General features: G+C 58.8%; 7 protein-coding genes. 4 read left to right on the top strand and 3 right to left on the bottom strand.

What is annotated here, in order from left to right; genetic code table 11:
* Positions 1-1,078 precede the first annotated feature (1,078 nt).
* The 3 genes from PMI09_RS09570 to PMI09_RS09560 all read right to left on the bottom strand — a co-directional run bounded on the left by PMI09_RS09570 (position 1,079) and on the right by PMI09_RS09560 (position 4,834).
* Entirely contained in the window at positions 1,079-2,020 is a 942-nt protein-coding gene (locus tag PMI09_RS09570) for a HEPN domain-containing protein (RefSeq protein ID WP_007791823.1), read from the bottom strand.
* Positions 2,021-2,132: 112 nt separating this feature from the next.
* Positions 2,133-4,430 (bottom strand): hypothetical protein, encoded by a 2,298-nt coding sequence (locus PMI09_RS09565; protein WP_007791820.1) that lies wholly within the window; start codon positions 4,428-4,430, stop codon positions 2,133-2,135.
* A complete protein-coding gene (locus tag PMI09_RS09560) occupies positions 4,430-4,834 on the bottom strand; it encodes a plasmid mobilization protein (protein ID WP_007791817.1) in 405 nt (134 codons plus the stop codon). The genes PMI09_RS09565 and PMI09_RS09560 overlap by 1 nt, the downstream gene beginning before the upstream one ends.
* Positions 4,835-5,294: 460 nt before the next feature.
* Here PMI09_RS09560 and PMI09_RS09555 point away from each other — a divergent pair, with 460 nt between their 5' ends.
* The 4 genes from PMI09_RS09555 to PMI09_RS09535 all read left to right on the top strand — a co-directional run bounded on the left by PMI09_RS09555 (position 5,295) and on the right by PMI09_RS09535 (position 10,802).
* On the top strand, positions 5,295-6,005 hold the full coding sequence (locus PMI09_RS09555; protein WP_007791815.1) for a ParA family protein: 711 nt from the start codon (positions 5,295-5,297) through the stop codon (positions 6,003-6,005).
* Positions 6,002-6,394 (top strand): hypothetical protein, encoded by a 393-nt coding sequence (locus tag PMI09_RS29700; protein ID WP_007791813.1) that lies wholly within the window; start codon positions 6,002-6,004, stop codon positions 6,392-6,394. Before PMI09_RS09555 ends, PMI09_RS29700 begins: the two co-directional genes overlap by 4 nt.
* Before the next feature lie 489 nt (positions 6,395-6,883).
* Positions 6,884-8,074: a DUF1173 domain-containing protein gene (locus PMI09_RS09540; RefSeq protein WP_007791808.1), complete on the top strand. Its 1,191-nt coding sequence runs from the start codon at positions 6,884-6,886 to the stop codon at positions 8,072-8,074.
* A gap of 286 nt (positions 8,075-8,360) precedes the next feature.
* Positions 8,361-10,802, top strand: coding sequence for a TOTE conflict system archaeo-eukaryotic primase domain-containing protein (locus tag PMI09_RS09535; protein ID WP_007791804.1), 2,442 nt, complete (start codon positions 8,361-8,363; stop codon positions 10,800-10,802).
* Positions 10,803-10,826: the final 24 nt, after the last annotated feature.

The following is a 10,826-nucleotide window of genomic DNA, read 5'->3' as shown; positions in this document are numbered from 1 at the left end:
TGACCCCCGGCAAAGCCATGGGAACTGGGACCACGACCGGACACCGACGCTCGCCACGGTCGGGTTTGCGTCGAGTTGTAACGTGGGCAGAAACACTCCTTTAGCGCTTGTCCATCTACACTGACGGGGAACGCCACCCGAGAGCGAACGTGGACAATGACACTGAAAACTTGATAGCGAGGATTAACGCCACCCTCGCAACGACCCGCCTCAGCGCGTGGCAGAGAACCTTTCTTACCGACATGCAGTCACGGGTGGCACGGTATGGCGGCAACACACGCCTGAGCGAGAAGCAGCGCCGAAAGCTTGAGGAGATTATCGGCAGCAGCACGCCGATGAAGGTCATCCCGTTTATCCCTCGGCAAAAACCTGACAGGCGATCTCATGGGCAAGGGCGAAAGAGCACGTTCTATCGAGGACGCTGGAGGAGCAGGCGGCTACTTCTAAGGTCCACCATCTCCGCTGCGCTTATCGTGGGGCTTCTCGCCTACGCTGTTATCCAGAAGCTGCCGTGGTCACCGCCGTTCGAGACACGTGAGCGGACCTATGCGAGGACGGTTGACCAGCAGACCTTTTCTGTGACCGACGGCGACACCATACGGCTCAATGGCGAGGCGAGCGGTACCCGCCTCGTGGGCTTCAATACGCCCGAGACGTTCACACCCCAATGTGACCGTGAGCGCGAGCTAGGCAATCGCGCCTCCGCTCGACTGGCGGAGATCGTGAGTAAGTCTAGCCTTCGGCTGACCAAGGTCCGATGCTCTTGTGCTCCAGGCACTGAAGGCACTGATCGCTGTAACTACGGGCGTAGCTGCGGGATATTGCGAGCTGATGGACGGGATGTCGGCGAAATCCTCATATCCGAAGGTCTCGCGGTGCCCTTCATCTGTGGCGCCAGCGGCTGCCCTCCGACCCCCAGACCGTGGTGCAGTTAAGCGCAACAGCGACCGAGGCGGGTTTCATTGATCCTTGGCGGCCGACCAGCGCAGGCCGCTTCGATCTTTTGTAGAAGCATCTGAGGCGATTCAATCTCGGGCCTTTCGTAATCAGGCAAAGGTTCGCGGGTTGTTCCTGTCCCTCAGGACCGGGGAGAAAGTCGCTCCTTGCATACCGTTTCGACGAGAGTTTGGAGAGCCTTCACGCGCTCGACCAGCCAAGCGAGTTCCTCGCTGGTGATTGTGTATTTCGACGAATATCGCGCTTCCACATAGGCCCGCGAAAGCAGCTCGAAACATCGACGTGAAAACCGGCTGTCACGCGGCCATGCCTCGACTAGCCTGACATCGATCCCCTCGGCCTGAGAGCGAAGAACCTTCAGGCGATGAGATTTTGGGCTGTAGAGCGTCAGGACCAGCAGCAGACAGTGATAGGCTTTCTCAGTTGCTTGATGGAGATTGAAGGCAGCGTGACGCGGTACATTGTCGGCTATACTGGTTTCAGCGAGCTTGACCGAGTGAACGGCTAACTCAAACCATGCCTCGAAATATCTGCTCGCTTCTCGCCGCCGCTCCTCCGCTGTCAGTGGCTTCGGTTGCGCCAGCGGATGACCGGGCTCCGCGTAGAGGGGAATGCCGTCCCTGACGATGTCGACGAAGAAAGGCCGGCCGCGGGACAGCTGGTCGTTGACATCGGCCAGCGTGTGGATGATCGGCACAACCGGTGTTTCGATGCGGTGCGCGACCTGCTCCGTTAACAGCCGCTCCTCGATGCCCTCCCAGAGCTCCTGCTCCTCGGCAAACGACTTGCTGTTGACGACGATCAACAGATCGTAGTCGGAGCGATAGCCGCTCAAGTGATCCTCGACATAGTCGCCGCGACCATAGGATCCATAAAGAATGACTTTCAGGATCTTGCCGGCATGGCGCTTGGCCGACAGCTTGCCGGCCTGGAAGCGTTCGACCTCGGCAAACAGGATCTCGAGGATGCGCGCCAGTTCGCGCCGCTTCCTGTCCGGCAGATGTTCGATATGGTCGGTCAGGGTCAAAGCCGCGTCAAAACCTTCGGTCAGAATCGCATCCATCGTAGCGGTTCCATCATGATTGCACATCTAAACGTTATACGGGAATATGCCATTACGTACAATCAAACTCCGGGCAGCCGGGCATCCTGATGCAGGCGCTGTACCACGTCGCCTATCGTTCGAACTCGTCTCGGTCGCGGTTGCGCTCGGCTTGGCGCTGAAGCTCTTCCAATCGTGAAACCCGCTGTTTGGTGTGATCTGTTCGTGTGTCTGCGGCAGATTGCATGCGATCAGCTCGCATGAGCTCCTCGGATTTCGGTTCGCGGTCTTGCATCTCATTTTCCGTATTCCTTGCGCTGTGACGCTCATCAGCACCGCCGGCCCTGTTCGTTATCCGCTCGGCCGATCGCTGAACGGCCGCCTCGATCGCAGCCCGCAACGCATCATCACGTTCAGCGATCTCGCGAATATAGGCATTCCCGGCGGCGCCGAGTTCGCCGGCGCGGGCAAGCACGGCACTGAGGCTGGTCTGCAACGATGCTTTATTGGGGCTGCTCCGGTCAGCGTCAGCCGACGCGATCAGCTTGCGGTAATGCTCGACCGCGATCATGACGTCGTGTCCCGCCTCGAGCGATGCCAGCCGCTCGCGTGCGACGGCATCCTCTCGGTTGATGTCGTCCGCCTGTCGCGCGCGGAGATTTTCACGCGGGCGGTCACTGGCCTGCTCGGCCTGTTCCATCATCTCACGGCGGGCGTCCACATGGTCGCGCGCTGCTGAAGCGATCTCCTCGAACCGGCTCCGCCACGTTTCCGGCAGGAGGCGTTTGGCTTGAACCAAGGCAGCTTCCACGCGCTTCTCATAGGCCTCGAACTCGGATCGCGTCATCGTGCTCATGCTGTCGACCTCCGTAAGTTTTGACAATTCAACCAATGCAGCCCGCGCTCGCGAGCCATTCTCGTTTTGTAGATCTCGCGCGTCCGGCATTTCCTTGAGGGAAAGTCCTGCGGTCGCCATCCGAGAAAGCTGCGCTTTGGCAAAATTCTGAGCGTCGGAATTCTCTGCGTGGCGGGCAACCTCCAGCCACTGCGAGCGAACTTTCTTCATGTACTCCAGGCTTCTCGCGGTCCTCGGCGCCGTCGGCTCCTCCCGCCGTTTCTGATCATACCGTCGCCTGGCGAAATTCGAGGTGCCGGTATGCTCGGATCGTCCCTTGCGGCTGATCGGTCGGACTTGATTGCGCGTGTAAGCTGGCGCGCTTGCCTGGTCTCGACGATCGGTCATCTCCATTAGAATGCCGCGGGCTCGCGCCTCTCTTGCCAAGCCCTCGCGCCAGCGTCGAAACGATCCGATCGATGTCCCGATCCGGTCGCCGTTCTCCGCCCGCATGGCAACGATCGCGTGCACGTGAACGTGCGGGCGTTTGCCTCCGTCCTGTTCCGCCTTCGGATCCCCCATCGGATCATGAAGGGAAAGGACATACCGGTGTGCGGCAAACTCGGTTGCCAGAAACGCGCGCGCCGCCGCCTGGAATGTTTCGACGTCGGTGCCTGCCCGCGCGGACATGACGAGATGCATGACGTCGCGCGATTTGCGGCTGTGGAGCTCGCCGCGCCATTCTTGTTGCACAAGATCGCCGGCCTGTGTGGCGTCGGCAATCTTTTCACCACGATCGTTTTCGACAGCGCCGTCGAACCTGGCCACCAGTTTGCGCAGACGGCTCGTGCCATACTCGACGCCATTGCCGTAACCCGTGAAGCGAAACTCCGCTTTGCCGACGTCACCTCCCTTCGCTCTCATACGGGCCTGGACGATCTCAGTGGCCTTGGCGTCGGCTGTTAGTCGCTCGCCAGCCTTCGAGCGCAAGACAACAACCCCTTCGATGCGGAAAGTTCCGTCGTGCTCCGCGACCCCGAATGCAAAGGATCGATCGCCGACCGCGGATCTGACGATGTAACGCGTCCATTCAGGCAGTGCTTGCCCTTTCTCGGGACCATGGGCAATGTCGATGCAGAAAAGTCCGATATCGCGGCTTTCAGTGCGATTGCCCATCAGATGTGCCCAGTCGTCGCAGAGTGCCGCTATTGCGTCGCGACCTTGCAGCTCCTGCCCAGATTGGGTTTCCATCGAAACCTCTCCATTGCGGGAGATATAGCCCGCCATCGCGCCGAGCCGGTCACCACCGCCAAACGACGCCATCTTCACGACGGCCGGTTGGCTTCCACTTGCAAGTCCGGCAAACCGCGTTCCCATCGGTCGGCGCGGCGACGAGGAATTTGGCGTCTGGGGTCGACGCGCAACTTTCTTGAGATTTCTCGAGGGCTTCTGGCTCGATCTAGCAACAGGCACGGTACTTCCGCGACGGCGGCGTTCCTCCTCATCGTCGTTTGCCCTTCCCATCAGCCGCTCATGCAGGAAGGCGGCCCTTCGGCGCTCCCACTCCTGCGTGAACGCTCCGAGAAAGATCTCCATCAGGCACGCCCTCCAACTTTACGCCCGGTTCTCCTCTTAAGCCGGTTTAGTTCCAAGGCGAGACCGGCGGCGATCGGCAGGAGGCCCTTTAGGAGTTCGCTGACGTCGCCGGCGTTGAACTGCCGGTAGGCGAGCTGTGCAAGACTGTTCAAGTTCACACCGATCGTTCGCAAGTCGCGGTGAAGAAACTCGAAAATCGCCCGATCTTCCGCCGTCAGAAACGGTTGGACCCCGGCACCTTCGAGCGTCAGCGAGCGCATGAACGCCGACACCGTCAATTCCGCCTGCTCCGCAGCCTTGTGAACAGCGGCCAATTCCGACGCGGTGAAGCGAGCGTGCACGACATGGGCCTTCCGCTCGTTCGAAGGCGTCTTGACCGGTGCTATCTGCCTTGCTCGAGCCACGTCACCTGCCTCATTCATTGATCGCCGCAGGCGCCATCGACGGCTTGTCCGTCGATCGTCAGCAATTTTGTATCACAAAATTGCGTATCCTGCCAAACCAATATAGTTCATTTCAGTTCATCGATGCGAGGCTATCCTCGGGACTGGGCTCGATGGAAAAGCTCGCAGTAGGGCGATGTTGCCGTGAGCCACGTCAATGTCGTGTGTTCATGGTGTGGCCCTGATTCCCATGGGAGTACAGGAACAATATAGCGCAATTCCAAAGACATATAGCCAACGGATGCTTTTCAGCTTGGGGGCGCGGAATGATATCGCCGATTGGCGAGTTGACACGTAGTGGCCACGCATCCATGTGAGAAGCAGCTGGATAAAAGGGGCTGGACGAGAGGAAAAAAGGAACTAAGATAGTTCAACATGAAAGAGCGGCTTTTGGAGACAACAATCGTTGGAGAGAGCTTTCATGACGCGAACTTATGCAGTGGTAAGCAACAAGGGTGGCGCCGGGAAGACGACAATGGCGACGCTGATTGCGGGCGAATATGCGCTGGCCAAACAGAGCATTCTCATGATCGATGCCGACAGCCGGCAAAATCTCGCCGGCTGGTGGAAGCTGTGTCACAAGAAGGGCAACGTGCCAGCCAATATCGAGGTGGCAATTGCGGCCAACCAGCGGGCGATCGAAGATGTGCTTCGAACCTATGCACAGGCGTTCGATGTCGTCATTATCGATGCGCCCGGTGTCGACAGCGCCCTGCAGACCACCATCATCCGCTCCTCCAACATCGTCCTGTCGCCGGTGCAGCCTGGAATCAAGGAGATCGAGGCTGCCGGCCAGACGATTGCAGAAGTCAACGACGTCAACGATCAACTGGGTCTGTTCGTGCTTCATATGAATGTGCGAACCCGTATTACACTGACAGGTCGAAGCCTCGAGGCCTATCGCTACATAAGGCCCTTTGTGGCGGGGCTGATTGAGGCCAACTACCAGACGATGCTGCTCGACACCGAACTCTATGAGCGCAATGTCTACCGGGAAATCCAAAATGGCCTTGGAACACTGCAAATGCAGGAGCCGACAGAACCGGTTCGCAAGGCGCGTCTCGAAGTCAAGGCGCTGGTGGACGAGATCGAGCTTCGGCGGACGGGGGCTTTGGCGGAGATTGCGGCATGACCAGGAATACCATTGATTTCTCACTTGCTCCGAGACGCAAGCAGCCTGAGCAGGGTGACATGCTGAAAGACATGTCTTCCGGCGATGGTTCGAACGCTGCCGCCGTCGACCCTCCTCGATCGGCAGAAGCCAAGGCCCTGCTGCCGAGACTTCCCGAAGAAGAAAGACTGCGCAATTCGGCCACGCGCGCGGCCGAGCAGCAGGAAACGAGGCGAAGGCTCAAGAACCTGAAGCGCATGAAAGAGCGGAACATCAGGTTCTATGTCAACGTGCCGCTGGAACAGGACGTCAAGGCAAGGCTTTTACGCGCCGCCCATGAAAACGATATCCGCATGACGGTCATCATGCAGGCGGCGATCGACACCTATTTGCAAGACAACGGATATTGAGCCAGTGCCTGCACCTGACCCGTCGAAGCGTGCGGCAATGATCAGCCGCCTTAGAAAGGCGGCTCGGGATTGATGCGGCCGTCGAGCTCCGCCCAGATGACTTCGCGCTCGGCGATCATCAGCGCGAGTTCAGCTTCGATCGCCCGACGTTCCTGAAGTGTCTCGGCGTTTCTGGCCTCGGCGCGGAGTTTCGATGTGCTGTTCGATGGTCATGGTCGTCGTCTCCTTGAGAGATGTGAGAGATGACGGTGGCGAGCTGGGCGGGGAGAGACAGGTCAAGGCTCGTGACCACGACCGGCGGAGCCGGCGCGCGGAGGACCCGATTTTGTCGGAACGTAGTAAAACGAAGTGGAGAGAAAATTGCAGGGGCCGCGCGGCCTTGAGCTGGCTTTTGCCGTCCGGCATGATTGGTCGATCTGAGCAGACAGGTTTTGCTCTCGTGTGGCACAATTTCGCTTCCGCACGGCTGGTACAAAGGCAGCCTGACTGATGCGCGAGTTTCTGCTCGACGGCGAAACAATCTCCGACGAAGCGGAAGACTTCGCCAGCCGGCTGGCGTTCGCTTATCGGGGGCGCTCACGGCCAATATGCCTTTGCTGCAATCCGGGCATCCCGATGTACATTGCGATGATCGGCGATCAGCCCACGATCAAAAGGATGCCGCTGACAGGTGGTGCGCATCATCAGGCTTGCCCGTCCTATGAGCCACCCTATGAGCTGTCGGGGCTCGGTGCCCTGATGGGGCACGCGATCAAACTGGATGCTGACGGCGCAGCAGCGCTCAGACTGGATTTTTCGCTGTCGAAGAGGGCTTCTGCCGTTTCTCCGTCAGCCGGTGCTGAGGCCCTGGAACGCGTCAGAAACGACAGCCGAAAGCTGTCGCTTCGCGGTCTCCTGCATCTCTTGTGGCATGAAGGCGGACTGACCGAGTGGACGGCGCGTTGGGCTGGAAAGCGGCATTGGTGGCAGGTTCACAGCCACCTTGTCGAGGCGGCGAGGACCATGTCGGTCAGGGGTGAGCGCCTCGTGGGGCGGGTTCTTGTTCCCGAGCCTTTTCGCATGGAAGACAAGACAGCGATCGAAAAGCGGCGCGCCCGGGCCCTGGCGCCGCTTTTCGAGAACAAAGCGGGGGCGAAACCCCTGATGATCCTGGTCGGCGAGATCAAGGACCTTACACCGGTGCGGATGGGACAGCAGGTCGTTATCAAGCACCTGCCAGGTTTCAGGCTCTATCTGGAGGACGAGACGTGGCGGCGTCTCCAGCGTCGTTTCGAAACCGAGCTGACGCTGTGGCAAAGCGCCGACAATCATCACCTGATGGTCATTGCAACGATCGGCGGCAGTCCATCCGGTACGGTCACGGCTCACGAAATCGCATTGATGACGGTAACCGAACAGTGGCTGCCTGTGGAAAGCGTTTATGAAACGCGATTGCTGGAGATCCTGACGCGCAAATGTGAGAAGACGATCAAGGGACTTCGTTTCGATCTACCGCGGGCACAGCCTTATGCGGCGGCAGTCTTGCCGGAGCGTCCTCAGCCGTTGGCGCTTTACATCGTTCCGGCAGGCGCCGATTCTGAGTTTGAGGCCAGGCTCAAGGACATGGTCGAGGCAAGGCCCGATCTTGCCGTATGGATCTGGCGTGTCGACAAAGACGAGATGCCTGATATCACCGATTAGATGCATCCCTTAAGGGACGCCGGTCGCGCTCGCTCTTGCGGGCCTCTTCTGCCGGGCCGCGCCGAACTCGACGTTATGTGGAGCTCCACATAACGTCGATTATGCAGAGAGCGGGATTATGCGGAGTTATGGTCGCTGAAGTCTGGATTTGCCGGCGGTTGCGGCGGATTCTGCTCCGCATAATCTCGGAGCCTTCGGGCTAGTGAGATGGATGGTGTCGGTCTTAAAGTGCGAGCGTCTTTGGCCTATGCTAATCCGCATGATCATCTAGGCGAAAGCTACAAAGTTGGCGGAAAAGAGTGTTCCCTGGGATAACATCGCGCGCATTCGACGGCGGTTGGCCGATCTGAATGATGAGCGGATGGCGCTTGAGCGTGGACTGGAAGCGTTTGAGCAACAGCTAATTTCCGATAGCCAAGCCGACGTGGAGAAGCCAGCCTTCGCCGATGCACCTATTACCAACAGCTCACCGTCGATGGAAAAGGTGGAGTTGTTCCGGCAGCTGTTTGCCGGGCGCGCCGATGTTTTTCCGGTACGATGGGAAAATAGAAAGGATGGACGCACCGGCTATTCGCCTTCCTGTTCCAACGAGTGGGCGAAAGGAATCTGCGGCAAGCCAAAGGTGAAATGCGGGGACTGCCCGCATCAGGCTTTCATCCCATATTCCGAAGATATCATCGAAAAGCACCTCCGTGGCGGCGATGCTCGCTCAAGCGACTTTGTTGCCGGCGTATATCCATTGCTGCAAGACGAAACATGCTGGTTCCTTGCTGCTGACTTCGACAAGGAAAGCTGGGCGGATGATACCAGAGCTTTGCTGGCAACATGTCGTGCAAAAGGTATTGCCGCAGCCCTCGAACGCTCGAGGTCGGGAAACGGAGGCCATGTCTGGATATTCTTCTCCGAGCCCGTTCCCGCGAAGATCGCCCGACAACTTGGTGCCGCGCTGATAACAGAGACGATGGAGAACCGTCCCGAGATCGGCTTCACATCGTATGACCGTTTCTTTCCCAATCAGGACACGATGCCACTTGGCGGCTTCGGTAATTTGATCGCGCTTCCCTTACAAAGGAAGGCTCGAGAAAATGGCAACAGCGTTTTTGTCGATGGCGACTTGCGACCTTACGATGATCAGTGGGCGTACCTGTCGTCGTTGAGCAGGCTATCGGCAGACGAAGTCTTCAGGATCGCCGACGAAGCTGAATTGGCGGGGCGGGTCTTGGGGGTCCGGATGCCGGTCGATGACGAACATGCCGACGAGCCGTGGAAGATGTTGCCGTCACGTCGTAGCGAGCCACGACGAATAGAAGCTGCTATCCCGCAAAGCATCAAGGTCGTGGTCGCAGATCAGGTCTACCTCGATAGGACGGAGCTTCCGCCGGCACTGATCGCACAGTTCGTGCGTCTGGCAGCGTTCCAAAATCCGGAATTCTATCGCGCGCAAGCAATGCGGCTGCCGACATTCGGCAAGCCGCGGATTATCTCCTGTGCCGAGCTTCATCCACGCCATGTCGCGCTGCCACGAGGCTGCTTCGACGAAGCAATTGAGCTCATTAAGAGCCATGGCACGACCGCCATTCTGGAGGATCACCGCGAAGGCGGAGACGCGCTACCCGCCGACGTCTCGTTCCAAGGGGAACTCCGACGGCCACAATCGCGGGCCTTTGATGCTCTTGTCGCCAACGATAACGGCGTGCTCGCCGCCACAACCGCCTTTGGCAAGACAGTTGTCGCAGCTGCACTCATAGCACATCGAAGCCGCAACACGCTGGTTCTTGTTCACCGCAGGGAGCTTCTCACCCAATGGGTAGAGCGTCTGAGTTCCTTCTTGAGCATCGACCCAAAGCAGATCGGCATTATCGGTGGCGGGAAAAGGAAGCCAACAGGGATCATCGATGTGGCGCTGATCCAAAGTCTGGTTCGGAATGGCGAGGTCGATGACATCGTCGGCAATTACGGTCATCTGATTGTCGATGAGTGCCACCATCTGTCCGCTTCAAGTTTTGAACTCGTCGCTCGCAGGTCCAAGGCGCGATACGTGGTTGGCCTATCAGCGACGGTCGCCCGAAAGGACGGCCATCATCCGATCATCTTCATGCAATGCGGCCCCGTTCGCCATCGGGTCGATGCGAGAGTTCAAGCTGCCGAGCGTGGTATTCGCCACCGTGCCCGCGACCGTTCGACGAAGTTTGAGTTGCCAGCGTCACTCGTCTCGGCCGAGCGCCCGTCAATGCCAGCGATCTATGCGGCCCTTGCGCAGGACCAAGGCCGAAATGACCTGATATTCGATGACGTGTTGAAATCCCTCGAGGCCAGACGTTCGCCCATCCTGCTAACGGAGCGGAAGGATCACCTCGATTATCTCCAGCAGAGGTTCTCGCCGTTTGTAAAAAACCTCGTGGTGCTGCGCGGTGGCATGTCGGCGAAGGATCGCAAGCAAGCCAACACGGCGTTGAATGTCGCAGACGATGATGAGCGCCTGATACTTGCGATAGGCCGCTATATCGGGGAAGGGTTCGATGACGCCCGGCTCGACACATTGTTCCTGACCATGCCGATCGCCTGGAAGGGAACTCTGGCGCAGTATGTCGGCCGTCTGCATCGCCAGCATGATGATAAGAAAGACGTCTTGGTCGTCGATTACGTCGATAGCACCGTTCCCGTGCTGGCCCGGATGGCCGCAAAGCGACGAGTGGGTTATCGTGCGCTGGGCTACGTGATTGAGTGATAGCGCCCCGCTTTGAGCGGAGCG

Source organism: Rhizobium sp. CF122, from assembly GCF_000282035.1.
In the GTDB taxonomy this organism is placed as follows: Bacteria; Pseudomonadota; Alphaproteobacteria; order Rhizobiales; family Rhizobiaceae; genus Rhizobium.
This window is presented reverse-complemented; position numbering and strand designations above follow the sequence as displayed.

What these genes read in the sequence shown, in the direction of transcription:
- PMI09_RS09570 (WP_007791823.1), bottom strand. Translation starts at nt 2,020, where the DNA reads ATGGATGCGATTCTGACCGAAGGTTTTGACGCGGCTTTGACCCTGACC.
- PMI09_RS09565 (WP_007791820.1), bottom strand. Translation starts at nt 4,430, where the DNA reads ATGGAGATCTTTCTCGGAGCGTTCACGCAGGAGTGGGAGCGCCGAAGG.
- PMI09_RS09555 (WP_007791815.1), top strand. Translation starts at nt 5,295, where the DNA reads ATGACGCGAACTTATGCAGTGGTAAGCAACAAGGGTGGCGCCGGGAAG.
- PMI09_RS29700 (WP_007791813.1), top strand. Translation starts at nt 6,002, where the DNA reads ATGACCAGGAATACCATTGATTTCTCACTTGCTCCGAGACGCAAGCAG.
- PMI09_RS09540 (WP_007791808.1), top strand. Translation starts at nt 6,884, where the DNA reads ATGCGCGAGTTTCTGCTCGACGGCGAAACAATCTCCGACGAAGCGGAA.